Raw genomic sequence first — 24,541 nt, forward strand, 5'->3', positions numbered from 1 at the left:
TTTTAAAAATAGTACTATACTAAACTTGTCACATTTGTAACATAGCAAGAATCTATATTCGGAGGCAAGTAATCATGAAAAATAAGATTTATTATATATCCAATATTTTTTATGGAATATTACTATTTTCTATTGGATTAACATCAAAAGTATTTATTTTTAGCAGTTTAATGTCCATAACTTTAATAACTCTATCTATAATAGGATTATTAAAAACTAAAAATAAAAAGTAGATATAGCAGAATTAGATTTCAAAAATTAGAACCCCTCCCGATAGTTGATGATAGAGAAAATTATTTCATACAAGCAATTTACTGTAACTCAAAACTACTTTGATTAACTATTCAGCCATACAGACCGAGAAACAAGCACTCTCGGTCTTATTTTTTATCATTCTATATGTATTATAGTAAACACCTGACGAAAGACTTGATTTTGACAGGTGGTATTTAGACTGGTATTAGGATGGCTTTCCACAATTTTCATGACAGTATAGAGACCAACTCCTCTCTCCTCCCCTTTAGAACTGGCTCCAAAGGAGAAGATTTCAGAAATATCGATGCTCTCTTCTTTGATGGAGTTTTCAATGATAAAGGTCTCCTGTGCCCCATTTTTTAAAAAGGCGATTGAAACATGAGGTTGACTGGCCTCTGCACTGGCTTCAATGGCATTGTCACAAAGGATCGACACAATGGTTAGAAAATCAAGTAGTCTCATCCCCTCGACCTGAATCTCCTCAGGAACTTCAACATTAAAGACAATATCCTTTTCTCTAGCTTTTATAAATTTTCCTGCTAAAAGACTTTTGAGGCCTTTATCACGAATATTCACCAATCGGCCCAGATCATATTTATTGTCCTGCAATTTCTGACTAGAATCCTTTAAGACCGAGTCGTAGACCTCTTTTATCTGCTCCATATCCTCCTCTTCAATACCCAGACGTAAGCTGGTCAAGAGGTTGGTGTAGTCATGACGAAAACTCCGTACTTCCTTGTAAAGTTCCTCTATATGCCGACTATAGCGCTCCATATCTCTATAGCGCAAGGCCTGTTCTTGGTTCAGTTTCTCCTGAAGTTTTTCCTTCAAATAGGTATCCAATTTCTTGATAATCCCCATAAAAAAGAGCAGGTAAAACACTAGGATGAGATGGCGAACAGTCGTTGATTGAATACCTTGTTCATATTCAAAGAAAGACAGACTTTGCATCACTAGATAGTAAGCCCCCATTATCCAGTTAATTTTAGTCAGGGACTTTTGAAAGGCTTTATCTAGAATCTCCCTTCTCAAGCTAGTGAAATCATAGTCCAACCATTTCAAAAAGGCTAGAGAAATGAAGAAATTGAAAATTATTATACACAACCAAATCAAAGAGTAATCATCATGTAATTGCCCTTGTCCCAAAAATGGAAGCACAAAATAAGAAAGACCTCTATAAAAGAGATTCACCAATATCATTGGAAAGAGACCATAAAAGAAAAGGAGTTTTTTAGGAAAACCTCTTAACAATAAGAAAGACAAGCCTATGCCGTACAAGGGTTCTGTATAATAAGATAAGTAATTATTTCCTACTATATAGCTAATCATTACAGAAACAAAGGCCAACAGTATCTTAAAAAGAAAAGCCTTAAAAATTCTCTCAAAAGTGAGACCAATTCCATCTACCTTAAAGAAAATGACAATTTCTAGTCCATTAGTAAGAAGTGTATACAACAATATCCAAGCAATATTCATAAATTCTCCTAGCTCAGTGCAAGTTATTGATAGCCTCAGACACTTCCCTGACCTTATAACGTGCGATCAGACAGCTTCCCCCATCGGGAAAGAAAAGCAGTTTTTCTTTCTTATCCAAACGAACCACATTGGCAGGATTGATGAGAAAAGAGCGGTGGCACTGCAAGAGACGAGGCTCCTGCTTGAAAACCTCCTCTAAACTCGCTGTAAATTCCAGCCTGTCCGTCTTGGTATAGAGAATAACACGATGGGCTCTGGGAGACGTTTCGAGATAGTAAACCTCTTTAAAAGGATATTGGAATTGGGCAAATTTTGATTTAAAGTAAAAGCAATCTTCCGCCAGACTTTTACTGTCTTGACTATTGGCATAGAGAAGGGCTGTCTCGATACGAGATTCAAACTCCTCTGCTGACAAGGCCTTATCAATGTAGTCCAAAGCAGACACTTGGTAGCGAAAGGACAGGGGCATAAACTCCGAGTGAGTCGTCACAAAGACGATGAGAGCATAAGTATCCCGATCCCGAATCTTTCTAGCCACTTCTAGACCCTTCATCTCTTCATTTCGAATCTCAATATCCAAAAAGAATAGCTGATGGGCCCCCTTCTCATGCACCTCTGCCAGCAGTTGGTCTGGCTTGCCAAAAACTTCAAAAGAACTCGGAGTGATATGATGTTCCTTCAAAAGTTTCTCAATGGTCGTTTCAATTCTAGCTTGTTGGGAAAAATCATCTTCTAAAACAAATATTCTCATCTTCTTACTCTCCTTCTTTCAACCATTTTTGACGAATTTCTCTATAGCGACGTCTGGCATACTTGACAGCGTATTGACCTTCTTCTCCGAGAAAAAGGATTCTTTCTTGAAAATCAATCGATTTTAATTTATCAAGATTGACCAAACAATTTCGATGACACCTCATCAAGTTTTCCCCATATTGGTTCTCAAGATTACTTAAATTTTGAACCATATTAAAACTAGCCTCTTCTGTAACAATCTGTACGGTATGGGCTTTAGTTGGATGTGTTTGGATATAGTAGATATCGTCAACGTTTACTTTATAGACTGTTTTCTGTGTCTGAATAATCATATGTTTCATTGGATTCTCCTCCTAAGAAAAGAATAACAGAAAAGGTCTAACACAAGCACATACAATCCTAAACAGTCTTTGAAAACTCCTAAAAGGACTATTTTTCTACAACATCATGATGAGCTTACAACTATTTTATCATAAAATCTTAACAGTACCATTCAGGAAATTTCAAGAACAATTAAAGATTTGAGGCTGAAAAAAACTCTAAAAATGGTAGACTAACAGTATCAAAACACAGTTGCTAGAACCAAGACTGGCACCCAGATTAAAGGAGGAATTTTCATGACAGACACAGACCCCATCAAAAGAGCTCAGACTTTGATTACTGACTTAAACAAAGCCTATCAAGCATGCAAACAGGCAACCGCTGACGACGTCCGCTTTCAGGAACAATTAGACTCTATTCTTGGTTTTCTAGCCAAGACTGAGACAGTGGACAATCGAGTCTTGATTGAACTGGAAAAATTTTACCAGACTTCCAGTCTTCTCATGGGACTCAGCGCTCTTGATCCAGATGCTCCTACTCGCGCCGCTTGGCGGGCCTATGACCGCTTCCACTTTGACCAAGTCAAGACCAAGTTAAGTCTCTACGGTCCAACCATTCTCTTGTAGAAAATAAAAGAAGCTGAGACAAACTGAACTCAACTTCTTTTTTAGTGTCATATAGACAATGTTAGTCCTGCATCTGACGTTTGACCTGATAAGGTAGGTACAAGACTAGTAAAACCAAACCAGCTCCCAGTAAGGCTAGAAGGGCTAGTTTTTCTTGGAAGGTAATCAACCCAACAACTAATTCCACTACTAAGACCAAACTGGTCAATCCTCGGACTACCGCCTGCAAGCCTTTTTCCTTTTGCCCCTTGTCCAGTGGAAAGAGTTGGGTCAAATACTGGTAGTCAAAGGCATGATAGAGGGCCAGCAACTGGAAGAGCAAGAGGTAGTTAAAGAGAACCACCACTGCTGTCGCAATCCAAGCTTGCTCGATAAAGACCTGCGCCAGTATGGAAAGCAAGAGCAGACGGAGACTGAGAGCAAAGAGGTCTCCATTTCGCAGATAAGAACGCAGATAGAGATTTTGCCAAATCTTTCCAGGCACCTTCTGAACAGTCTTTAGGATAAAGTCCAGATAGGCACGACGTTTGACACTGTTTGAAATTCCTTTTACCTGCGTAAAGAGAGCGAAGAAACGAAGCAAGACTTGCTTACGCTTGCTTTCTTGAGAAATAACATAGTCCCAGTTCAGTCCAGTTTCAGTAAAAAATTTGCTGGCCTTTTGACGAAAGAGGAAATATTTACTTACTCCCAATAAAAGCACATAGACCAGAAAAACAGGCAAACCATAACCCATTGCCAAAAATAAGGGCGCAAATAACAGCAAGAAAAGGGTCTGGATAAAGAGCCAAAAGACTAGGGAAATGCCCGTTTGACGCTTGAGGTGGAGCTTGATTTCCTCTTCTCCAACCAAGAGAAAGAGCTTGTCTGGAGCCTCCATATAAGTGGCAATTCCACCCCAAAGCAAAAGTAAAACAGACGTAGTTCCTACAAACAAAAGAATAGGCCAATGATTTTCAGGAAAATGTTGCAAGAGTTGACTGTACTGGTAGGCTAGAAAGCCCAGCAGAACAAGCAGGAACAAGACAAAGTGGTCATTGAGAACATAGCGCAAATAACCAAGACACTCCTTACGAAAAGCCTGCTTTCTCTTTAAAAACAAGTCTTTCATAGCTCCTCCTCTTTGGTCAGAGCCAAGTAAATATCATTTAAACTAGCCTCAGGCATATCAAAGGCTTCGCGCAGTTGCAGGAGATTCCCCTTGGCACGCACCTCTCCCTTGTGAAGAATGACAAAGGCATCACACATCTTCTCAGCCGAATCCAGCACGTGAGTACTCATGAGAATAGACTTACCCTTTTGCTTTTCCACTTCCAAAAGCTGAATCAAGTCTGCAATAGCCAGCGGATCAAGACCAAGGAAAGGCTCATCCACGATGAAAAGACTAGGATCCACCACAAAAGCACAGATAATCATGACCTTCTGCTTCATCCCTTTTGAAAAATGAACAGGAAACCAATCTAATTTCTGGTCCAGACGAAACATTTTTAACAAGGGCTCTACTAGGTCAAAAGCCACTTTCTGCTCAATACCATAAGCCATGGCAACCGTTTCGATATGCTCTCTGAGGGTCAATTCCTCATAAAGACTAGGTGTCTCAGGAATGTAGCCAATTTGCTTGCGGTAGTTAGTCGCATCTTCTTGCAGGGTCAAGCCATTGATATTGATGGAACCACTATAAGGTGTCAACAGACCGATAATCTCATTGATGGTCGTTGATTTTCCTGCACCATTGAGACCAATCAAACCAACCAACTGCCCACTTTCAACAGTAAAGGACACATCTTTCAAGACAGGGACATGAACATAGCCACCTGTCAGATTTTTAATTTCTAACATATTTTCTCCAAATCTGGTATAATGTAGCTATATTATATCAAAATTCAATACAGTAGAGGTAGATTTTATGTCAGATTGCATTTTTTGTAAAATCATCGCAGGGGAAATTCCTGCTTCAAAAGTATATGAAGATGAGCAAGTTCTTGCCTTTCTTGATATCTCTCAAGTGACACCAGGACACGCCTTGGTCGTGCCAAAAGAACACTATCGCAATCTCTTGGAAATGGACGCTACTAGCGCCAGCCAACTCTTTGCCCAAGTACCAAAAGTAGCTCAAAAAGTCATGAAAGCTACCAATGCTGCTGGTATGAATATCATTACCAACTGTGAAGAAATCGCAGGGCAAACCGTCTTTCATACCCACGTTCACCTCGTGCCTCGCTACAGTGCGGACGATGACCTCAAGATTGATTTTATCGCCCACGAACCTGACTTTGACAAACTTGCTCAAGTCGCTGAAACCATCAAAAACGCATAAGGAGTTGTTATGAAATTATCCAACCTACTGCTATTTGCAGGAGCTGCAGCCGGAAGTTATCTGGTCACAAAAAATCGCCAAACCATCACAGATGAAGTCTTGAATACCACTGACCGCGTTCAAGCTATCAAGGACGATGTGGATATTATCCAAAATAGCCTGCAAATCATCGACCAACAAAAAGAACTCATCAAGGAATATCAAGAAGACCTGACTTACAAGTTTAAGGTCTTGGAAAAAGATATCCAGACTCGAATGGCGCTTCTCCAAGAAGAAAAAGCAAGGAAATGAAAGTCTCCAACTTTACTGGAATCCCCTTAGCTACATTTAGGATTACTAGATCCTAACAGAATAGAAAGGGAATAATCATGAAAAACTTCTTAAAAGATCTGGCTAAGATCATCCTGATCCCTTGTGGTTGCCTTACCCTTCTTGCCGCCCTAGCATTTCTACTACTATTCTTTACTTTCAGAGCCTCACCGAGTGACATCCGAAAAGGGAACGAAGACTTAAAACAAATCTTTACCTCCCTTGACATGCCTCCTAAGAAAGTAAAATCAAATGGAAGATATAAATACGAAGGTGGGGGCTTAAATTTTTATGTTACTTTCTCAGATGAGGTCATCAATAGTCATTCTGTCCTAAAAGAAAGTCCAAAACTCACCAAAAACCGACTCGAAGTCTATGTCCTACAGACTGGAGAGATTTCATACTATAAAGTAGGGGATAACTTGTTCAATCATGGTTTATTGCAATTTTTAGAGAAGGAAAGTAGGAATTATTTACAAGAAATCGGAAAGAAACCAAATCCTGATTACTCAGTTCTATATTGGAAGGATCAGGAAAGTCTAAAAAAGGGAATTGCTTTCTATGAAAAAGCCTTGACTTTGGTGGATATTCAGGATAACTCAGCAATCAAACACATTGATACCGTTACCATTAAGCCTGGTAAGGAAGCAGAATTCAAGCAACTTATCCAGGAGATGGATGCAGCTGGCTTACTCAAGCAAAAGTATAAATAATAGGCTAACTGGAAAATGATTTTTCGACGCTAAATTTTCAAAGATAACACAAAAAGAGCCCAACGGCTCTTTTTGCTTTATTCTCCTTCAAAGGCATCTTTAATATGGTCAAAGAAGCCCTTTTTCTTTGGATTGACTTTCAAATCGCCTGCAGCTGCGAATTCTTTCAAAGCTGCTTTTTGGCGGTCGTTCAAGCCTGTCGGTGTTACGACATTAACTGTAACGTATTGGTCACCAACTGCACCGCCACGAAGGCTCGGAGCTCCCTTACCACGTAAACGGAATTTCTTACCAGTCTGAGTTCCCTCTGGGATAACCAATTCAACATCACCGTGAACAGTTGGGATATCAACTGTGTCACCAAGAGCTGCTTGGACAAAGTTGAGGTTGAGATTGTAGAAGATAGTCGTTCCTTCACGTTCAAACTTGTCGCTGGCTTCCACAGAAACCACTACATACAAGTCACCATAAGGTCCACCGTTAAAGCCTGCTTCACCTTGGCCTGCTAGGCGAATTTGTTGACCGGTTTCCACACCAGCAGGGATTTTTACATGTACACTATGGGCTTGTTTTTCATGACCTGTTCCGTGACATGTTGTACATGGATCTTTGATTTCTTTTCCGCGACCGTGACAGACATCACAGGTTACTTGGCGACGCATCATACCAAGAGGAGTTTGTGTATCGACGTTAATGACACCAGCGCCATGACAGCGTCCACAAGTGACTGGACTTGTTCCTGGCTTAGCACCTGAGCCATTACATGTACTACAGCTTGCTTCACGATTGTACTTAACCTCTTTTTCAGCTCCAAAAATAGCTTCTTCAAAGGTCAAATTCACACGATACTGGAGATCATCCCCTTGACGAGGAGCATTCGGATTGCGCGAAGCACCGCCTCCGCCGAAGAAACTTGAGAAGATATCTTCAAAACCACCGAAGCCTCCTGCCTCATCGAAACCGCCGAAACCACCAGCTCCACCAAAACCACCGTTGGCTCCAGCCGCACCGTATTGGTCATAGGCAGCCCGTTTTTGGTCGTCACTCAAAGTCTCATAGGCTTCCTGAACTTCCTTGTATTTTTCCTCAGCACCAGGCTCCTTGTTGATATCTGGGTGGTATTTTTTCGAAAGCTTACGATAAGCCTTTTTGATTTCGTCTGCCGAAGCGTTTTTTGACACCCCCAGACGATCATAAAATTCAGTATTGTTCATACAAGATACCAAGACCGTAAAATTCAACTGAAAAATAGGAAATCTGACGCTGGAGCGATGCTCCTAGACAGATTTATCTTTTTTCCGAGAATTTAGGTCGGGTTCAATTCCTTTCTGTTATATTGAGTAAGAAATTTGGAAACCCGTGTTCAATTCCCTGAACACCTTTGTTCCTTTCTATAATTTTCATGTAAATCTTTAGAGGCTGTTTTCTATACTCTGCTTCACTTGATTAAACTCTTCATCTGATAGAGTAAATATCAAATCCTCTTCAGCATACTCGTTCTGTTCTTTAAAATAGTTGTCCGTATTCTCTGCCAACCCTAAACCGAAAATCACTTTTCTTGCAAACTCTTGATGTGCAAAACCGATAGCCGTAATGATTTGTTTATCTTGGACAAGAACTTTCGGTTGGAAATTCTCACGTGGAAGAAATTCAAAATAGTCAAAGAAGTTTTGCCAAATTCCACCTGTAAATTTCGTGTCGTTCAACAAGCCTGCTTTCGCCAATAAAAGAGGCGCTGAAGAAATAGCTGCAATTAGGATATCTTGCTCATTAAGACTTCTCAAAAACGAGATCAATTTCTCATCTTGTAGAGCAGGACCTATATTTACCATTCCTGGCAAAATCACACAAGAATAATCTTCTATACGGATTTGATCCAATGTTTTCGTCGGTTGACAGGGCAAACCATCCTCAGAGACCACCATCAAATGATCTGAAGCTACATAATCAATCGTGATATCAAAAGACAGAGCTAAAGTACTTGTTAAAGAGGCTATCTCATAAAGAGAAAAATTAGGATAAATGACACAAAGTACTTTTTTCATACGCAACATCCTCTATTTTATCGAAAAACAGAGGCTGGGTTGCAACCTCTGGATTTCTTCCTATCATTACGACGTTCAAAAACAAATTCGATTATACTTTTTTGAACTAGTAAGGCGTTTAGGTCAGTCGCCATAGCGATTACCGTAGAAGGACAATCACGTTAGTGATTAGTCATTCTTGACGACCTCGTTCCCCGATTTTCAAGCTCGGGATAAAATAGTCCACTGGACTATTTTATTTCTCCGTAAACTCTCCGTCTACGACGTCATCGCCTGCGTTTCCTGTTGCTTGTGCGCCTTCTGCTCCTGCTTGAGCTTGTTGCGCTGCTGCGGCTTGTTCGTAGAGTTTAACAGCAAGGCCTTGAGCTTTTTCGTTCAATGCTTCAAGTTTTGCTTTCATTTCATCCAAGTTATTGTCTTCTTGAGCTTTCTTAAGGTCATCAAGGGCAGCTTGGGCAGCGTCACGTTCTGCGTCAAAGCCTTTTCCTTCAGTTTCCTTGATTGTCTTTTCAGTCGCAAAGATAGCTTGGTCAACTTCGTTACGAAGGTCAACTTCTTCTTTACGTTTCTTATCTGCTTCAGCATTAGCTTCTGCATCTTTCATCATGCGGTCGATTTCTTCGTCAGTCAAGCCTGAGTTTGATTGGATAACAATTGTTTGTTCTTTTTGAGTTCCAAGGTCTTTGGCCTTAACAGACACGATACCGTTCTTGTCGATGTCAAATGTTACTTCGATTTGAGGAATTCCACGAGGTGCAGCTGGGATATCTGTCAATTGGAAACGTCCAAGAGTCTTGTTATCTGCTGCCATTGGGCGTTCACCTTGAAGAACATGAATATCAACTGCTGGTTGGTTGTCTGCCGCTGTTGAGAAGACTTGTGATTTAGATGTTGGAATAGTAGTGTTGCGATCGATAAGTTTTGTGAAGACGCCACCCATTGTTTCGATACCAAGTGACAATGGTGTTACGTCAAGAAGGACAACGTCTTTGACATCACCAGTAATCACACCACCTTGGATGGCAGCACCCATAGCAACTACTTCGTCAGGGTTAACTGATTTGTTTGGTTCTTTACCAGTTTCAGCCTTAACAGCTTCGACAACGGCTGGGATACGAGTTGAACCACCAACAAGGATAACTTCGTCGATTTCTGACAAGCTCAAACCTGCATCTGAAAGGGCTTGACGAACTGGAACTTTTGTACGTTCTACAAGGTCACGAGTCAAATCGTCAAATTTCGCACGAGTCAAGGTCATTTCCAAGTGAAGAGGTCCAGCCTCACCTGCAGTGATAAATGGCAAGCTGATTTGAGTTGAAGTCACACCAGAAAGGTCTTTCTTCGCTTTTTCAGCTGCATCTTTCAAACGTTGCATTGCCATCTTGTCAGTAGACAAGTCAATACCGTTTTCTTTCTTGAATTCTGCCACCAAGTGGTCAATGATTTTTTGGTCAAAGTCGTCACCACCAAGTTTGTTGTCCCCTGCAGTTGACAATACGTCGAAGACACCGTCACCCAATTCAAGGATAGATACGTCGAATGTACCACCACCAAGGTCGAATACCAAGATTTTTTCTTCTTTATCAGTCTTGTCCAAACCGTAAGCAAGAGCGGCTGCAGTTGGTTCGTTGACAATACGTTCTACTTCAAGACCAGCGATTTTACCAGCGTCTTTTGTCGCTTGACGTTGAGCGTCGTTGAAGTAAGCAGGAACTGTGATAACTGCTTTCGTTACTTTTTCACCAAGGTAGTCTTCAGCGTAGCCTTTCAAGTATTGAAGAATCATAGCTGAGATTTCTTGTGGAGTGTATTCTTTTCCATTTGCAGAAACTTTTTCAGAAGTTCCCATCTTAGATTTGATAGAGATAACTGTATCTGGATTTGTAACTGCTTGACGTTTTGCAGCATCACCAACGATGATTTCGCCGTTTTTGAATGAGACTACAGATGGAGTTGTACGGTTTCCTTCTGGGTTGGCGATGATTTTGCTTTCAGTTCCTTCAAGAACTGCAACTGCTGAGTTTGTTGTACCTAAGTCAATACCGATAATTTTAGACATGTGTTTTTCTCCTTAAATTTATCTTCTTTTTTTCTTTTTGATACTCTTCTTAAGTGGCGGCGCCGTCAGAGCTTGACTTCGTTAATCTCTTTGACTAAACTTTGAGCCTAAGGTCTCAAAGTTTGCGCAAATAGCGCCACGGCGAAGAGTATCGTCTTTGGTTCGCTTCGCTCACTATTGCAAAGCTGAACTACTTTTTTATCTTTCTTCATAGTTTATTGTCGTTTCGGACAAGATTCCTATTATGTTACAACACGAGGAGTCGAAATCGATATTATTTCGACGACGAGTTGCTTTTGCTACTGTCAGAATTGCTTAATCGAACACGCCCTAAGCTCTGGGTAAAAAAGATAGATTTTCTTGTGTTCATCGAACACTTCGTCAATCTCCTATTTTTACTGTGAGCTTTTTACGGGCTTTGTATCTTAGTTATAAACAACCACCATTGCTGGGCGTAGGATGCGGTCATGGAGTTTGTAGCCTTTTTGGAAGACTTGGGCGATGGTATCTGCTGGGTGTTCATCGTCTGCTGGGAGAGTTTGGATGGCCATATGGTAGTTATGGTCAAATTCACCGTCAGCTGCGATTTCTTCGATTCCTTCTTCTTTCAAAGCATGAATCAAACTTTCTTGCACCATTTCCAAGCCCTTCTTCACATCATCTGTCAAACCTTCAACTGCGAGTGCACGCTCTAGGTTATCCAAAGAAGGGAGAATCGCTTTTGCCAAGTCCTGGCTACGATAACGTTGCAAGTTTTGACGCTCTTCATTGGCACGGCGTTGGATATTTTGCATTTCTGCATGAGCGCGAAGGTATTTATTTTCGAACTCATCCGCACGTTCATTTGCCAAGTCCAATTCAGACTTCTCAGGAGTTGTTTCTTCTACCGTTTCCACAACTTCCTCTTCTTGGACTTCTTCTACTTCTTCATTTTTTATATCTTGGGCCATTTTCGCCTCCTTTAATGATTTCAATCTTAATGTACTTCATAATGATTACTGCTGAGGTAGCGGTAAAAATCTGTCAACTTCATGGTCAAAACACGATTAACCACATTGACTTGGTTGATTAGCTGTTGGTAATCCAGATTGACTGGACCGATAATGGCTAGAATTCCAACTCCACGATAAGGAATGAGGAACTTGCTACTAATCTCCGCTAGGTCAGCTAGACAGGACTCTTGACTGTCTGCAACACGGACGTTTTGCATCTGATCTTCACGCAACCCCTCACGAATCTCCAGAGCCACCTTTTGCGGTTGGTCAAAGAACTGATAGGCTGCTAGATTGGCAAAATTCAAGAGATTTACCTTGCCCGCCACCACAATGTTTTCGTTGAACATTTCCTTAAAGATATGTTCAAAGAGATCGATAACATTGTCCGTTGTTGTAAAGTAACGCTGGATAATCTGCGGAATCTCCGTCCGAATCTTGTAGTGAATATCTAGAACGGTGTGACCGAGGAAACGTTCCTGAATGATGCTCTTCAGTTTCAGCAAATCCTCCTGCAAAAAGTTCCTTGGAATCAGAAACTGACTGGTAACCGTTCGAGACTCGTCTAGAGTGAATACTGCCAAGGCTGTATGTTGCCCCAAAACAACGATATCAAAGGCTGTCAAACGTTGCCTGCTCGGCTCAACATCCAGTGCCACTACCGTACAGCCACTCAAGTCTGTCAGTAGATTAGCAGCCTCTTGCAGAATATCCTCCAATTTGAAAAATTCCTGGTCAAAGGCTTTGACAATCTCATATACCTCATTTTCAGCTAGTCGGTCAAAATCCAGTGAGTGTTTTACATAGTACTGAAAACCAGCAACACTTGGCATCCGACCACTTGAAGTATGAGCCTTCTCAAGCAAACCTTGCTTTTCTAGAGCCGCCATGTCATTACGAATGGTTGCACTGCTAGAGTTAATAGACTCTTGCAAGGCTTTGGAACCGACAGGTTCGTGCGTTTTGGTAAAGATGTCAATAATCAGATTTAGAATATCCTGCTGACGCTCTGTAACCACCTCATCACTCCTCTCTGTCTGATCGATTAGCACTCGATACACTCAAGTGCTAACTTATGATTCTATTATACACCCTTAAAAGAGAATGTCAAGATAAAAACTCAAAAAATTAGCACTCTTTTACCAAGAGTGCTAAAAATCAGTCTGAAGACCTAGAGCCCTACCTTCCATCTACTTGGTATTTCCTTTTAAGTCTAAAAAAACCATAGATTAGATAAGAAATCATAAAGGCATATAGAGCAAAAATGACAAAGAAAGATTGCGACAGTTCTTCTCGAAACAAACTCATACAAACAACAAGACCACCTGAGAAAGCAACTGTGCATGAACGAAGTCTATTTCGCATAACTTCCCATCTGAGCCCCTTACTCATATAGACTTGATCCTCTGAAAGTATATCATAAGCTGGTTTACGAAGAATCGAACAAGAACCTGCTCCTATCAATTCCCAACCGCTATTTCTAAAATCTTGCAGTTCATGCTTATGCTTTTTAAGAAATCTAGAATCATAGATACAGTAGATGATATCATCTGGTTGACATTGGTCAAAATAGAAAAAACCAAAACGACTAGTTCTATACTTCCAACCTTTCAAATGCATCTCATGTAAATATTCTTCTTCCTTGTCCAAATCAACAATGGTGAAAATCCGAAATTGCTTTTTATTTATCATGACTTCCCCTCCAATTTTGAGCATACCTACCCTATCATAAATCTGATAATTCCTTCTTTTTATGCCATAACTTCCAGCTAATATAGGCAACTATTAACAAAAGGATTAAAGACAAGAAAATATCTAGCCCGACCGCAAGTAAACTCCATAGACCATACGCATTACTTTTATTGAGCAACTTAAGTAAGAATGGTATATGTATGGCTAGCAAAAGTAAAACAGGTACTAATCGCAGTCTTAAAATGCGATTAACCATAGCTAACTTCCCGGCCGCGTCATTATAAATTTCAAACTCTGCATCCGATTCAATTTCAGAATGTACTTTTCTAAAATAGGAAAAACTATTAAAGTCTGTAATATGCTCCCAGCCACAGTCTTTAAACAGTTGTAAATAGGAAGCTCTCTCTGATTTTTCCATTGGGTAAAAGTCCAACTGATAAGACACTTGCTCAGGGTGACACTTTTCAAAGGTATACTTAACTGCAAACAATAAGATAGAATAGCTTACTTTCCTAAGTTTCCAGCCCTTAGCATGCATTTCTCTAAAGTATAGAGCCTCCCTCTCATAATCCGCAATTGTAAAAATTCGATAAACAATTTTCTTTTCCATCATCCTTCCTCCCGACTGTTTCTATAGAGCCGTTCAATACGCTTCAATTCAATATCTAAGACTTTGCGTCCCAAGTCTGTAATCTGATAGATTTTCCGTTTTTCCTCTTCGCGGACAAAGGAAATCAAACCATCCTTTTCCATCTTTGACAAGGTTCCATACATAGTTCCAGGACTAATCGAAACTTGCAAATCTGTCATCTCCTTGACCTTTTGCGTAATACTGTACCCATGACCTTCCTTTTGCAGACAGAACAAGATATAAAAACCCGTTTCCGTCATCGGAAGATAAACTCGACGAATCTTATCCGTTAATTCCATTTATAACCACCTCCTATTCAGTTCGATATATCGCACCTCGTTATATAAAATATATCACATCTCGATATAAAACACAAGAAAAAAGACCACCCTCAGGCAATCTTTCTTCTATATTAGTAAAGATCTAAATAGTTATCAATTTCCCATTGTGAAACGAAGGTTGCATAACTTGCCCATTCGATTCGTTTGGCTTCAAGGAAACTAGTATAGATATGTTCTCCAAGAGCTGCTCTGACAACTTCATCTTCAGTCAGAGCTTTCAAAGCGTTGTGAAGAGTTGATGGAAGGTCTGTAATACCAGCTTCCTTGCGCTCTTCTGCTGTCATGATGTAGATATTTTCTTCGATAGGAGCTGGTGCTTCGATTTTATTTTCAATACCATGCAAACCAACTTCCAAAAGAACTGCCATAGCGATGTACGGATTAGCCATTGGATCCACTGAACGCAACTCAAGACGAGTCCCCATACCACGTGAAGCAGGCACGCGCACAAGTGGCGAACGGTTACGACCAGCCCAAGCAATGTAAACCGGCGCTTCATAACCTGGAACCAAACGTTTGTATGAGTTAACTGTTGGGTTCATAATGGCAGTATAGTTGTAGGCATGCTTAATCAAACCGCCAAGGAAATGGTAGGCAGTTTCTGACAACTGCATTCCTTTTGGATCATTTGGATCAAAGAAGGCATTGTTTCCTTCTGCATCAAACAAGGACATATTACAGTGCATACCTGATCCAGCAATACCAAATTTTGGTTTTGCCATAAAGGTTGCGTAAAGCCCATGTTTGCGAGCAATGGTTTTAACAACAAGTTTAAAGATTTGAATCTTATCACAAGCACGGAGAACTTCATCGTACTTGAAGTCAATCTCGTGTTGTCCAACCGCAACCTCGTGGTGACTCGCTTCTACTTCAAATCCCATTTTGGTCAAGACATTGACAATCTCACGACGTGTGTTGTCTGCAAGGTCAGTAGGCGCTAAATCAAAGTAGCCACCCTTGTCATTTACTTCAAGTGTTGGATCCCCATTTTCATCCAGTTTAAATAGGAAGAATTCTGGCTCTGGCCCAAGGTTGAAGGATTTGAATCCCACTTCTTCCATGTGACGAAGAGCACGTTTCAAATTACCACGAGGATCCCCTGCAAATGGCTCACCTTCTGTTGTATAGACATCACAGATCAAACCTGCAACACTTCCATTTTCATCTCCCCACGGGAAGACTGTCCATGTATCCAAGTCTGGGTACAAGTACATATCCGACTCATTGATACGTACAAAACCTTCGATAGAAGATCCATCAAACATAGCCTTATTTGACAAGACTTTATCTAACTGTTCATCTGTAGCAGGAATTTCGACGTTTTTCATGGTTCCTAAAATATCTGAGAACATGAGACGGATAAAGGTAACATTTTTTTCCTTGACTTCACGACGAATATCTGCAGCTGTGATTGGCATGAGTTTTCTCCTTAATGTATGACTACTTGCGGTTGGCTAACCGCGACCAAAAGGTGATCGTACCGAAGCAAAGCGACCCTGTTGGAGGAGTTCATTGTGAAGTGCACGACGCACCTCAGTCTGACTCACCGCTTTCTTGGATTTCGCTTCACGTTCAGCATATTTTTTCTTAATAGCAGCGATATTATAACCTTCAGAGATATAATCTTTGATTTCAAGCAGACGATCCATGTCATTCAAGGAATACATGCGACGGTTCCCTTCGTTTCGATCAGGCTTAATCAACTCTTGATCTTCATAATAACGAATCTGACGCGCCGATAGATCGGTCAACTTCATAACACTGCCGATAGGAAAAACAGCCATATTTCGGCGAAATTCTTTTTCCTTCATTTACAATTTCCTTCTTTCTGTCTATTATAGTCTAAAAAAAGACAAACGTCAATTGATAATGTTATAAAATGTAACATTATTTTTCTTTTTTCTCTAAAAAGAGCCGAATACGATCAATATCGTAATTTACGATAATTGCGACAAAAACTCCCATGAAAGTTTCTGATACACGCGCAAATACGTACAAAATCGTTTCGCCACTCGGAATCGATAGGGTAATGATTAACATAGCCGCTACACCACCAATAACCCCTGCTTTGTTATTCATAGCTACATTTGTCATAATGGTTAACATGGTGCAGATTGGAACAACTACCAAGGTCACCCAAAAGGCTTCGTTGAAAAAGGTATTTAATAAGAAGAAGACTAGGGCATAGAGGCCACCGATACTATTTCCTAGAATACGCGAAGTCCCAAAATGGACACTCTTATCAAAACTCTCCCTCAAGCTAAAAACGGCTGTCAAAGCACCTATTTGAAGACCTTTCCAACCAAAAAAGCCAAAAATCAAGAGAACTAGAAAAACAGCAATACCTGTTTTAAAGGTTCGCATACCAAGTTTGAACTGGGATTTATCGAATTTATATTTTTTAAAATAACTCATAATCTCAACTTTCTATTTCCATTTTATCATAAATCGGTGATTTTTATGAGTAATAGTTGAGAGGAAGCGTTTTTATTTTAAGCAAAAGAAAAGAGGAACTTTCATCCCTCTCTTCTTTGACTTGTTTATAAAATCTTATTTTTCTGTCAAGGCTGCAAGTCCTGGAAGAACTTTACCTTCAAGAAGTTCCATTGATGCTCCACCACCAGTAGAGATCCATGAGAATTTGTCTGCACGGCCAAGGTTGATTGCTGCGGCGGCTGAGTCACCACCACCGATGATTGATTTAACGCCTGGTTGTTTTACGATAGCGTCCATCACACCGATTGTACCAGCTTGGAAGTCTGGGTTTTCAAATACACCCATAGGTCCATTCCATACAACTGTTTTGGCACCAGTCAAAGCTTCGTCAAATTTGGCGATAGATTTTGGACCGATGTCAAGACCAAGGAAGCCTTCAGAAACTGCTTCACCTTCAGTGTCACGCACTTCAGTGTAGCCAGCAAATGCGTTAGCTTCTTTTGAGTCAACTGGCAAGATCAATTTACCGTTTGCTTTTTCAAGAAGAGCTTTCGCAACATCCAATTTGTCTTCTTCTACAAGTGAGTTACCGATTTCGATACCTTGTGCTTTGTAGAATGTGTAAGTCATACCACCACCGATAAGGACTTTATCAGCTTTTTCAAGCAAGTTTTCGATAACACCGATCTTGTCTGAAACTTTTGAACCACCAAGGATAGCCACGAATGGACGTTCTGGAGCTTCAACTGCTTCTTGGATGTAGGCAATTTCGTTTTCAAGAAGGAAACCAGCAACTGCTTTTTCAACGTTTGCTGAGATACCAACGTTAGATGCGTGTGCACGGTGAGCTGTACCGAATGCATCGTTTACGAAGATACCATCTCCAAGTGATGCCCAGTATTTACCAAGTTCAGGATCGTTTTTAGATTCTTTCTTGCCGTCAACATCTTCGTAACGAGTGTTTTCAACCAAGAGAACTTGTCCATCTTCAAGAGCGTTGATAGCTGCTTCCAATTCAGCACCACGAGTGACACCTGGAAGGAAAGCAACATCTTGACCCAATTTAGCTGCCAAGTCAGCAGCTACAGGAGCAAGTGATTTACCAGCTTTGTCTGCTTCTTCTTTTACACGACCAAGGTGAGAGAAGAGGATAGCACGTCCACCTTGGTCAAGGATGTACTTGATAGTTGGCAGAGCTGCAGTGATACGGTTGTCGTTGGTAATCACGCCATCTTTTACAGGTACGTTGAAGTCAACACGAACGAGGACTTTTTTACCTTTCAAGTCAACGTCTTTAACAGTAAGTTTTGCCATGTTACAAAAACCCCTTTATTTATTTTATTCGAAACTATTATATCACACTTTGGAAATATAAGGAAAGATTTCACAAGATTTTTCGATATTTAATCTTTGTGACATCCTAGAGTATATTATTTTTGCTTTTTCTAACGAATTTTCTTTCTAAAATCTTAGCTTAACACTTGTTAGATTTACTTTTATCCTTTAAAATAGAATAGGAGAAATTCCGTTATTATTTTTCGGAGGAAAAAGAAATGTCCATTAATTGGCAGGAAATTTTATTTCACTTTTTAGGTGGTCTGGGACTATTCTTATATAGTATCAAGACCATGGGAGACGGTTTGCAACAAGCTGCTGGAGATCGCCTTCGTTTTTACATTGACAAATATACCAGCAATCCGTTCTTCGGTGTGCTAGTTGGTATCGGTATGACGGCGCTAATTCAGTCAAGTTCTGGTGTCACAGTCATTACAGTGGGGCTAGTCAGCGCAGGACTTTTGACCTTGCGTCAAGCTATCGGTATTGTCATGGGTGCCAATATTGGAACTACCGTTACATCCTTTATCATCGGTTTTAAGCTAGGAGATTATGCCTTACCAATGCTTTTCATCGGAGCGATTTGTCTCTTCTTCACCAAGAATCGCTCTATCAATAACATCGGACGTATCATTTTTGGTGTAGGTGGTATCTTCTTCGCTCTCAATCTTATGAGCGGTGCAATGGAACCTCTAAAAGACCTGCAAGTCTTTAGAGACTATATGGTTGAACTAAGCAAGAGTCCTATTCTAGGTGTCTTTGTCGGAACTGGACTAACCCTACTCATTCAAGCTTCTTCCGCAACTATCGGTATCCTACAGAATCTTTACGCAAGTGGTTTGATTGATCTACAAGGTGCCCTACCAGTCTTGTTTGGTGATAATATCGGAACGACCATTACAGCTATTATTGCTTCTCTTGGAGCTAATATCGCTGCCAAACGTGTTGCTGGTGCCCATGTCGCCTTTAACGTGATTGGTACGGTTATCTGTATTGTCTTCCTTGTACCTTTCACTGGCTTGATTCAATGGTTTGAATCTACACTCAATCTGGCTCCAGAAATGACTATTGCCTTCGCCCACGGAACCTTTAATATCACAAATACTATTATCCAATTTCCATTCATCGGAGCCTTGGCCTACTTTGTAACCAAGCTCATCCCTGGTGAAGATGAAGTTGTCAAGTACGAGCCACTTTATCTTGATGAGCATTTGATTAAACAAGCTCCATCAATCGCTCTCGGAAATGCCAAAAAAGAACTCCTTCACTTGGGAAATTATGCTTCTAAAGCCTTTGACCTTTCATACAACTACATCATTGACCTTAATGAAAAGGTAGCTGAAAAAGGCCACAAGACAGAAGAAGCCATCAATACCATTGATGAAAAATTGACTCGTTACCTTATTACTCTTTCAAGTGAAGCCCTTAGCCAGAAAGAAAGCGAAGTGCTCACCAACATCCTGGATTCATCCCGTGATTTGGAACGGATTGGGGACCACGCAGAAGCCCTAATCAATCTAACTGACTACCTTCAACGTAAAAATGTTGAGTTCTCTGAAGCTGCTTTGCAGGAATTGGCTGATATCTATCAAAAAACTACTGGCTTTATCAAGGATGCCCTTGATAGTGTAGAAAACAATGATATTGAAAAAGCTCAAAGTCTGATTGACCGCCATAAAGAAATCAACAATATGGAACGTGTTCTCAGAAAGACCCACATCAAGCGCCTCAACAAGGGCGAGTGTTCAACACAAGCTGGGGTCAACTTTATCGACATCATTTCCCACTACACTCGTGTGTCTGATCACGCTATGAATCTAGCTGAAAAGGTCATCGCTGAACAAATCTAAGAACCAAGAAGCTATCCTAAATGGGATGGCTTTTTCTTCTCCTAATCAAGAATTGCTCTTCTACCATATAGAAAAATGCTTTGATTCACAATGGAATCAAAGCATTTTAAAGAGCTCCCCGTACATAAGCGCAGAAGCTGCAGTTCCCCTGTACTTGGCTTCTTCTCTTTTGATAAAGCGAGCCAAGTTGAGCAACTCAGGTGCCGGATGTTTGGGATTTAGGAGCAATTCACGATTGACCAGGCCTGAGAGACGAACTGCCAGCAATTGCTCATTTGTAGTAGGCAGTTTTTTAGCAGTCTCTAGGAGAGCAGCAACTAAATCTTCACTCAAATCATGTCGAGCATGATTGTAAAGATCTTTCACAAGGCTTTCTAGGTTTGGTTCTACCATCCCTACCACCTCCCTTATGGTTTAATAATTTTTAATCAAATCAACTGTTGAACGATCCAATTTCTTCACCAAGGCTTGTAAGAAAGCTTGAGCTTCTAGGAAGTCATCCATAGCGTAGAGGGTTTGATGAGAATGGATATAACGAGCGCAAACACCAATTGTTGTAGATGGGACACCACCATTTTTCAGATGAGCTGCGCCAGCGTCTGTTCCGCCTTTACCACAATAGTATTGGTACTTGATACCAGCTTCTTCAGCTGTTGTCAAAAGGAAATCCTTCATTCCTGGGAGAAGCAAGTGACCTGGATCATAGAAACGAATCAAGGTTCCATCTCCAATCTTGCCTTGACCGCCATAAACATCACCAGCAGGTGAGCAGTCAACTGCTAGGAAAACTTCTGGGTCAAACTTGGTTGTGGAAGTATGAGCACCACGAAGACCAACTTCTTCTTGGACGTTAGAGCCAAGATAGAGTTCATTTTCGAGTTTTTGACCTGACAGAGCTTCCGCCAACTCGCTCACCATGAGAACTCCATAGCGGTTGTCCCAAGCTTTTGAGATGATATTTTTTTCATTGGCTGTCAAGATTGCAGAACTATCTGGTACGATGGTATCACCAGGACGGATACCAAAGCTTTCTGCCTCAACCTTGTCCGCAAAACCACCATCAAAGACGATATCTGCAATGGCAGGCATGGTTGGTCCGCCCTTACCACGAGTCAAATGTGGCGGAACAGAGCCTGAAATCACAGGAATTTCACGACCGTCACGAGTAAAGAGTTTAAAGCGCTGGCTACTAACCACCATAGGATTCCAACCACCGATTTCTACGACACGAAAAGTACCATCTGGCTTGATTTCGCTGACCATAAAACCAACTTCATCCATGTGAGAAGCGACCAAGACGCGCGGTGCATCTGCAGCTTCTGAATGTTTGATACCAAAAATACCACCCAAGCCATCTGTCACCACTTCATCCACATGCGGTGTCACTTTTTCACGAAGATAAGCACGGACAGGCGCTTCATGACCTGAGATAGCAGCAAGTTCTGTTACTTCTTTGATTTTTGAAAATAATGTTGTCATTTCAGTTCCTTCTTTCTTTCATCCATTTTACCACTTTTTATAGGAGAAGGATAGCGGGAAGGTGGATTGGGTTTTGCAAGTTTATCCTATAAAAGAGGGATTTAGCACTTGTTTCAGGAATTTTTCTTTCTTTTTTACATTAAATTGTCAGAAAATTTATTGACAGATTAAAGAAATCGTGTTACAGTAATATCCGCAGGTATCTTTCGGTACCAAATCAACATGAAAGGATGGGGTATGAAACTTTCTCATTATTTAATTGGCTTACTCCTACTCCTAGTCTTTCTCTCTATTAGCATTGGAACCAGTGATTTTTCATGGGGAAAACTCTTTGCTTTCGACCAGCAGACCTGGCTTCTCTTTCAAGAGTCTCGTCTTCCAAGAACCATTAGCATTCTCCTGACCGCCTCTAGTATGAGTATGGCAGGACTCCTCATGCAGACTATTACCCAAAATCAGTTTGCTGCTCCGAGTACAGTTGGAACGACTGAAGCCGCCAAACTGGGAATGGTATTGAGCCTCTTTGTCTTTCCGTCGGCTAGTCTGACCCAAAAGATGCTCTTTGCTTTTGTTTCATCCATCGTATTCACCCTCTTCTTCCTAGCCTTTATGACCATTTTTACTATAAAGGAAAGGTGGATGTTGCCTCTGATTGGGATCATCTATAGTGGAATTATCGGTTCTGTGACAGAAGTTATCGCCTACCGTTTCAATCTGGTTCAGAGTATGACAGCTTGGACCCAGGGCTCCTTCTCCATGATTCAGACTCATCAGTATGAATGGCTTTTCTTAGGGCTCATTATCCTGATAGCCGTTTGGAAATTATCCCAAACTTTTACCATCATGAATCTAGGAAAAGAAACCAGTGAAAGTTTGGGGATTTCTTACTCTCTACTTGAAAAACTGGCCCTCTTTCTGGTGGCGCTAACAACTAGTGTCACCATGATTACCGTGGGTGGCTTACCATTTCTCGGAGTTATTGTTCCCAATCTTGTTCGCAAGCGCTATGGAGATAATCTAAGTCATACCAAACTCATCTTAGCACTGGTCGGTGCCAATCTAGTTTTGGCCTGCGATATCCTTTCCCGAGTTCTGATTCGGCCCTATGAGCTGTCTGTCAGTCTTCTACTAGGAATCATTGGTAGCCTCGTCTTTATCCTACTTCTATGGAGAGGGGGACGAAAAGATGCAGTTTAAAAGCAAACATACCAAACTCTTCGGTCTTCTCATTATTCTGGCCATCGGAGCTTGCCTTCTCTACTTTTGGCCCATTACTCACCTATCTGTCTTTGCTTGGAAGTTGCGTTCCCAAAAGATCATCGTTTATCTCTTGGTAGCTATCGCGACTGGGATTTCGACCATTAGTTTTCAAACCCTGACGGAAAATCGTTTCCTGACGCCAAGTATTTTAGGAATCGAATCCTTCTACGTCCTACTACAAACTCTACTACTGGTTTTTGAAAGCAAATTTCTTCAACTCGGGAAGTCTCCCATCTTAGAATTCCTAATCTTACTTCTCGTCCAATCCCTCTTCTTTCTTGCCTTACAAGGTTACTTGAAGACACTGATGAAACAAGACCTGGTCTTCATCCTGTTGATCTGTCTAGCACTCGGAAGTCTCTTTCGAAATATCAGTACCTTCCTTCAGGTCCTGATGGATCCAAATGAATACGATAAATTGCAGAACAGTCTCTTTGCCTCCTTTCAACATCTCAACACTTCCATCCTAGCCATCGGTTCTCTGATCATCCTCGCTTTGACGATCTCTTTCTTTCGAAAAGCAGTCATTTTGGATGTCTTGCACCTGCAAAGAGAAACGGCTCAGATATTGGGACTCGATGTTGAAAAAGAACAGAAAGAACTCCTCTGGGGCATCGTGCTTTTGACCTCAACGGCCACTGCCCTGGTAGGGCCTATGGCCTTCTTCGGCTTTATGCTGGCTAACCTCACCTACCTGATTGTCAAAGACTATCGGCACAAGTTACTCTTTATCGTAGCCATTCTGGTTGGATTTATTAGCTTGACCTTGGGGCAGGCCCTGATTGAACGAGTCTTTGCACTGGAAATTCGCATCAGCATGATTATCGAGAGTGTAGGGGGGCTCCTATTCTTTATCTTACTATACAGGAGGGCGCGTCGGTGAAACTGGAAAACATTGACAAATCCATTCAAAAACAGGATATTTTGCAAGGTATTACGCTTGAAGTCAGCCCTCAGAAACTGACTGCCTTTATTGGTCCAAATGGTGCTGGAAAATCAACTCTCCTCTCTATCATGAGCAGACTGACCAAGAAGGATCAGGGGATTCTCAGTATCAAAGGTCGTGAAATCGAGAGTTGGAATTCGCAAGAACTGGCCCAAGAACTAACCATCCTAAAGCAGAAGATTAATTACCAAGCCAAATTGACGGTTGAAGAACTGGTCAGTTTTGGACGTTTTCCCTACAGCCGAGGTCGACTGAGACCAGAAGATTGGGAAAAAATCCGAGAAACTCTGGACTATCTGGAACTGACCAACTTAAAAGACCGCTACATCGATAGCCTGTCTGGGGGACAACTCCAGCGAGTCTTTATCGCTATGGTACTGGCCCAGGATACAGACTTTATCTTGCTAGACGAACCACTCAACAATCTCGATATCAAGCAAAGTGTTAGTATGATGCAGATTCTCAAGCGACTGGTGGAGGAACTCGGCAAGACCATTATCATCGTCCTCCACGATATCAACATGGCCAGTCAGTATGCAGATGAAATTGTCGCCTTCAAGGACGGTCAAGTCTTTAGCAAGGGAACAACCAATCAAATCATGCAGTCTGACCTGCTCAGTCAACTATATGAGATTCCCATCACGCTGGCTGACATCAATGGCAAAAAGATCTGTATCTATAGCTAGCAACTCAGAAACTCGAGTT

The 24,541-nt window shown here is 41.1% G+C and carries 27 protein-coding genes; 8 read left to right on the forward strand and 19 right to left on the reverse strand.

Annotation, left to right across the window (positions count from 1 at the left end; translation table 11 throughout):
• Positions 1–390: 390 nt before the first annotated feature.
• The 3 genes from F9B91_RS07390 to F9B91_RS07400 are packed head-to-tail and all read right to left on the reverse strand — an operon-like array spanning position 391 to position 2,825.
• On the reverse strand, positions 391–1,731 hold the full coding sequence (locus F9B91_RS07390; protein WP_150922865.1) for a sensor histidine kinase: 1,341 nt from the start codon (positions 1,729–1,731) through the stop codon (positions 391–393).
• Positions 1,732–1,744: 13 nt separating this feature from the next.
• Positions 1,745–2,482, reverse strand: a complete 738-nt coding sequence (locus F9B91_RS07395; RefSeq protein ID WP_150922866.1) for a response regulator transcription factor — start codon at positions 2,480–2,482, stop codon at positions 1,745–1,747.
• Between the two features lie 4 nt (positions 2,483–2,486).
• Positions 2,487–2,825 (reverse strand): LytTR family DNA-binding domain-containing protein, encoded by a 339-nt coding sequence (locus F9B91_RS07400; protein WP_150922867.1) that lies wholly within the window; start codon positions 2,823–2,825, stop codon positions 2,487–2,489.
• 276 nt (positions 2,826–3,101) lie between these two features.
• Here F9B91_RS07400 and F9B91_RS07405 point away from each other — a divergent pair, with 276 nt between their 5' ends.
• Complete coding sequence (locus F9B91_RS07405; RefSeq protein WP_141230284.1) at positions 3,102–3,431, forward strand: helicase BlpT; 330 nt, start codon at positions 3,102–3,104, stop codon at positions 3,429–3,431.
• Positions 3,432–3,492: 61 nt separating this feature from the next.
• Here the strand turns inward: F9B91_RS07405 and F9B91_RS07410 are convergent, their stop codons facing one another.
• Both F9B91_RS07410 and F9B91_RS07415 read right to left on the reverse strand, forming a co-directional pair.
• A complete protein-coding gene (locus F9B91_RS07410) occupies positions 3,493–4,542 on the reverse strand; it encodes an ABC transporter permease (protein WP_150922868.1) in 1,050 nt (349 codons plus the stop codon).
• Entirely contained in the window at positions 4,539–5,270 is a 732-nt protein-coding gene (locus F9B91_RS07415; RefSeq protein WP_004257505.1) for an ABC transporter ATP-binding protein, read from the reverse strand. Before F9B91_RS07415 ends, F9B91_RS07410 begins: the two co-directional genes overlap by 4 nt.
• Positions 5,271–5,337: 67 nt before the next feature.
• Here F9B91_RS07415 and F9B91_RS07420 point away from each other — a divergent pair, with 67 nt between their 5' ends.
• From F9B91_RS07420 to F9B91_RS07430, 3 genes are all read left to right on the forward strand, one after another.
• Positions 5,338–5,748, forward strand: a complete 411-nt coding sequence (locus F9B91_RS07420; RefSeq protein WP_150922869.1) for an HIT family protein — start codon at positions 5,338–5,340, stop codon at positions 5,746–5,748.
• Between the two features lie 9 nt (positions 5,749–5,757).
• Positions 5,758–6,039, forward strand: coding sequence for a hypothetical protein (locus F9B91_RS07425; RefSeq protein ID WP_060627131.1), 282 nt, complete (start codon positions 5,758–5,760; stop codon positions 6,037–6,039).
• Positions 6,040–6,116: 77 nt separating this feature from the next.
• Entirely contained in the window at positions 6,117–6,770 is a 654-nt protein-coding gene (locus tag F9B91_RS07430; protein WP_150922870.1) for a hypothetical protein, read from the forward strand.
• Positions 6,771–6,847: 77 nt separating this feature from the next.
• Here F9B91_RS07430 and dnaJ read toward each other — a convergent pair whose 3' ends face one another.
• The 12 genes from dnaJ to F9B91_RS07490 form a co-directional block, all read right to left on the reverse strand.
• On the reverse strand, positions 6,848–7,984 hold the full coding sequence (gene dnaJ / locus F9B91_RS07435) for a molecular chaperone DnaJ (protein ID WP_150922871.1): 1,137 nt from the start codon (positions 7,982–7,984) through the stop codon (positions 6,848–6,850).
• 198 nt (positions 7,985–8,182) lie between these two features.
• Positions 8,183–8,815, reverse strand: a complete 633-nt coding sequence (locus F9B91_RS07440) for a DJ-1/PfpI family protein (protein ID WP_150922872.1) — start codon at positions 8,813–8,815, stop codon at positions 8,183–8,185.
• Positions 8,816–9,050: 235 nt separating this feature from the next.
• Complete coding sequence (gene dnaK, locus F9B91_RS07445) at positions 9,051–10,874, reverse strand: molecular chaperone DnaK (protein WP_000034667.1); 1,824 nt, start codon at positions 10,872–10,874, stop codon at positions 9,051–9,053.
• A 425-nt stretch (positions 10,875–11,299) separates the two neighbouring features.
• Positions 11,300–11,824, reverse strand: coding sequence for a nucleotide exchange factor GrpE (gene grpE, locus F9B91_RS07450; protein WP_000046038.1), 525 nt, complete (start codon positions 11,822–11,824; stop codon positions 11,300–11,302).
• A gap of 26 nt (positions 11,825–11,850) precedes the next feature.
• Positions 11,851–12,885, reverse strand: a complete 1,035-nt coding sequence (gene hrcA / locus F9B91_RS07455; RefSeq protein ID WP_150922913.1) for a heat-inducible transcriptional repressor HrcA — start codon at positions 12,883–12,885, stop codon at positions 11,851–11,853.
• Between the two features lie 160 nt (positions 12,886–13,045).
• Positions 13,046–13,558 carry a DUF2812 domain-containing protein gene (locus F9B91_RS07460; protein WP_150922873.1) on the reverse strand — a complete coding sequence of 171 codons (513 nt, stop codon included), beginning with the start codon at positions 13,556–13,558 and terminating at the stop codon, positions 13,046–13,048.
• Positions 13,559–13,592: 34 nt separating this feature from the next.
• Complete coding sequence (locus F9B91_RS07465) at positions 13,593–14,168, reverse strand: DUF2812 domain-containing protein (protein WP_060806109.1); 576 nt, start codon at positions 14,166–14,168, stop codon at positions 13,593–13,595.
• Positions 14,168–14,488, reverse strand: a complete 321-nt coding sequence (locus tag F9B91_RS07470) for a PadR family transcriptional regulator (protein ID WP_031233152.1) — start codon at positions 14,486–14,488, stop codon at positions 14,168–14,170. Before F9B91_RS07470 ends, F9B91_RS07465 begins: the two co-directional genes overlap by 1 nt.
• Before the next feature lie 113 nt (positions 14,489–14,601).
• Positions 14,602–15,948: a type I glutamate--ammonia ligase gene (glnA, locus tag F9B91_RS07475; RefSeq protein ID WP_001122886.1), complete on the reverse strand. Its 1,347-nt coding sequence runs from the start codon at positions 15,946–15,948 to the stop codon at positions 14,602–14,604.
• Between the two features lie 36 nt (positions 15,949–15,984).
• Positions 15,985–16,341 carry a transcriptional repressor GlnR gene (gene glnR / locus F9B91_RS07480; RefSeq protein ID WP_000659548.1) on the reverse strand — a complete coding sequence of 119 codons (357 nt, stop codon included), beginning with the start codon at positions 16,339–16,341 and terminating at the stop codon, positions 15,985–15,987.
• 76 nt (positions 16,342–16,417) lie between these two features.
• The gene (locus F9B91_RS07485) at positions 16,418–16,945 is read right to left on the reverse strand and encodes an FUSC family protein (protein ID WP_150922874.1); all 528 of its coding nucleotides are present in this window, start codon (positions 16,943–16,945) and stop codon (positions 16,418–16,420) included.
• 135 nt (positions 16,946–17,080) lie between these two features.
• The gene (locus tag F9B91_RS07490; protein WP_150922875.1) at positions 17,081–18,280 is read right to left on the reverse strand and encodes a phosphoglycerate kinase; all 1,200 of its coding nucleotides are present in this window, start codon (positions 18,278–18,280) and stop codon (positions 17,081–17,083) included.
• A gap of 239 nt (positions 18,281–18,519) precedes the next feature.
• Here F9B91_RS07490 and F9B91_RS07495 point away from each other — a divergent pair, with 239 nt between their 5' ends.
• Positions 18,520–20,151, forward strand: a complete 1,632-nt coding sequence (locus F9B91_RS07495) for a Na/Pi cotransporter family protein (RefSeq protein WP_000026621.1) — start codon at positions 18,520–18,522, stop codon at positions 20,149–20,151.
• 96 nt (positions 20,152–20,247) lie between these two features.
• On the opposite strand, the gene F9B91_RS07500 is transcribed toward F9B91_RS07495, so the two are convergent.
• Positions 20,248–20,544: a bacteriocin immunity protein gene (locus tag F9B91_RS07500; protein ID WP_004260989.1), complete on the reverse strand. Its 297-nt coding sequence runs from the start codon at positions 20,542–20,544 to the stop codon at positions 20,248–20,250.
• Positions 20,545–20,565: 21 nt separating this feature from the next.
• Complete coding sequence (gene pepA / locus F9B91_RS07505) at positions 20,566–21,630, reverse strand: glutamyl aminopeptidase (RefSeq protein WP_150922876.1); 1,065 nt, start codon at positions 21,628–21,630, stop codon at positions 20,566–20,568.
• Between the two features lie 237 nt (positions 21,631–21,867).
• On the opposite strand from pepA, the gene F9B91_RS07510 reads away from it, so the two are divergent.
• From F9B91_RS07510 to F9B91_RS07520, 3 genes are read left to right on the forward strand one after another with little or no spacing between them, the layout of a single operon-like run.
• On the forward strand, positions 21,868–22,827 hold the full coding sequence (locus tag F9B91_RS07510; protein WP_191962431.1) for an ABC transporter permease: 960 nt from the start codon (positions 21,868–21,870) through the stop codon (positions 22,825–22,827).
• Positions 22,817–23,773, forward strand: coding sequence for an iron chelate uptake ABC transporter family permease subunit (locus tag F9B91_RS07515; protein ID WP_084887523.1), 957 nt, complete (start codon positions 22,817–22,819; stop codon positions 23,771–23,773). The genes F9B91_RS07510 and F9B91_RS07515 overlap by 11 nt, the downstream gene beginning before the upstream one ends.
• Positions 23,770–24,522, forward strand: a complete 753-nt coding sequence (locus F9B91_RS07520; RefSeq protein ID WP_150922878.1) for an ABC transporter ATP-binding protein — start codon at positions 23,770–23,772, stop codon at positions 24,520–24,522. Before F9B91_RS07515 ends, F9B91_RS07520 begins: the two co-directional genes overlap by 4 nt.
• The last annotated feature ends 19 nt before the right edge of the window (positions 24,523–24,541 follow it).

It is taken from the genome of Streptococcus mitis, assembly GCF_008763935.1.
GTDB classification, from domain to species: Bacteria; Bacillota; Bacilli; order Lactobacillales; family Streptococcaceae; genus Streptococcus; species Streptococcus mitis_DB.

Coding starts and splice junctions, on each gene's coding strand:
- grpE (WP_000046038.1), bottom strand. CDS start 11,824: ATGGCCCAAGATATAAAAAATGAAGAAGTAGAAGAAGTCCAAGAAGAG.
- dnaJ (WP_150922871.1), bottom strand. CDS start 7,984: ATGAACAATACTGAATTTTATGATCGTCTGGGGGTGTCAAAAAACGCT.
- F9B91_RS07470 (WP_031233152.1), bottom strand. CDS start 14,488: ATGGAATTAACGGATAAGATTCGTCGAGTTTATCTTCCGATGACGGAA.
- F9B91_RS07430 (WP_150922870.1), top strand. CDS start 6,117: ATGAAAAACTTCTTAAAAGATCTGGCTAAGATCATCCTGATCCCTTGT.
- F9B91_RS07465 (WP_060806109.1), bottom strand. CDS start 14,168: ATGGAAAAGAAAATTGTTTATCGAATTTTTACAATTGCGGATTATGAG.
- F9B91_RS07485 (WP_150922874.1), bottom strand. CDS start 16,945: ATGAGTTATTTTAAAAAATATAAATTCGATAAATCCCAGTTCAAACTT.
- F9B91_RS07495 (WP_000026621.1), top strand. CDS start 18,520: ATGTCCATTAATTGGCAGGAAATTTTATTTCACTTTTTAGGTGGTCTG.
- F9B91_RS07425 (WP_060627131.1), top strand. CDS start 5,758: ATGAAATTATCCAACCTACTGCTATTTGCAGGAGCTGCAGCCGGAAGT.
- F9B91_RS07410 (WP_150922868.1), bottom strand. CDS start 4,542: ATGAAAGACTTGTTTTTAAAGAGAAAGCAGGCTTTTCGTAAGGAGTGT.
- F9B91_RS07460 (WP_150922873.1), bottom strand. CDS start 13,558: ATGATAAATAAAAAGCAATTTCGGATTTTCACCATTGTTGATTTGGAC.
- glnA (WP_001122886.1), bottom strand. CDS start 15,948: ATGCCAATCACAGCTGCAGATATTCGTCGTGAAGTCAAGGAAAAAAAT.
- F9B91_RS07490 (WP_150922875.1), bottom strand. CDS start 18,280: ATGGCAAAACTTACTGTTAAAGACGTTGACTTGAAAGGTAAAAAAGTC.
- glnR (WP_000659548.1), bottom strand. CDS start 16,341: ATGAAGGAAAAAGAATTTCGCCGAAATATGGCTGTTTTTCCTATCGGC.
- F9B91_RS07400 (WP_150922867.1), bottom strand. CDS start 2,825: ATGAAACATATGATTATTCAGACACAGAAAACAGTCTATAAAGTAAAC.
- F9B91_RS07420 (WP_150922869.1), top strand. CDS start 5,338: ATGTCAGATTGCATTTTTTGTAAAATCATCGCAGGGGAAATTCCTGCT.
- F9B91_RS07415 (WP_004257505.1), bottom strand. CDS start 5,270: ATGTTAGAAATTAAAAATCTGACAGGTGGCTATGTTCATGTCCCTGTC.
- F9B91_RS07510 (WP_191962431.1), top strand. CDS start 21,868: ATGAAACTTTCTCATTATTTAATTGGCTTACTCCTACTCCTAGTCTTT.
- F9B91_RS07515 (WP_084887523.1), top strand. CDS start 22,817: ATGCAGTTTAAAAGCAAACATACCAAACTCTTCGGTCTTCTCATTATT.
- dnaK (WP_000034667.1), bottom strand. CDS start 10,874: ATGTCTAAAATTATCGGTATTGACTTAGGTACAACAAACTCAGCAGTT.
- F9B91_RS07440 (WP_150922872.1), bottom strand. CDS start 8,815: ATGAAAAAAGTACTTTGTGTCATTTATCCTAATTTTTCTCTTTATGAG.
- F9B91_RS07500 (WP_004260989.1), bottom strand. CDS start 20,544: ATGGTAGAACCAAACCTAGAAAGCCTTGTGAAAGATCTTTACAATCAT.
- F9B91_RS07390 (WP_150922865.1), bottom strand. CDS start 1,731: ATGAATATTGCTTGGATATTGTTGTATACACTTCTTACTAATGGACTA.
- pepA (WP_150922876.1), bottom strand. CDS start 21,630: ATGACAACATTATTTTCAAAAATCAAAGAAGTAACAGAACTTGCTGCT.
- F9B91_RS07405 (WP_141230284.1), top strand. CDS start 3,102: ATGACAGACACAGACCCCATCAAAAGAGCTCAGACTTTGATTACTGAC.
- F9B91_RS07395 (WP_150922866.1), bottom strand. CDS start 2,482: ATGAGAATATTTGTTTTAGAAGATGATTTTTCCCAACAAGCTAGAATT.